A 304-nucleotide genomic window follows, 5' to 3' on the forward strand; every position below is an offset into this window, starting at 1 on the left:
TATCGAACATCTTTTGTGGAACGTTGTGATGTGCGGAACGCCAGATGCACTCTATCGGGTAGTGAACAATTATACGGATGGTTTCCAAAGCCGTATTGTCGTGGCGCGAACGCCGGACAACACGTTCACTCCGCTTACAGACAATCTCTTTGTGCTGACCGAAACTCAACGTGAGCACATACGGCAGATAGCACATCTCTTGCCCCTGATGGAGGGCGAGGTGGTTCTGCCTAAGTTGGAGAATAAGGGCAGGGAGTGGCTGGAACAGATACGATTGGAGACCATGAAAAATGACGACAAGGTG

1 pseudogene is annotated in these 304 nt (G+C 50.3%); it reads left to right on the forward strand.

The features are described from left to right. Positions 1-304 (forward strand): annotated as a pseudogene (locus ACTQ16_RS16935) (DUF3987 domain-containing protein); the annotation flags it as partial.

Origin of the sequence: Prevotella sp. LCP21S3_D2 (assembly GCF_052118345.1) — a bacterium.
In the GTDB taxonomy this organism is placed as follows: domain Bacteria; phylum Bacteroidota; class Bacteroidia; order Bacteroidales; family Bacteroidaceae; genus Prevotella.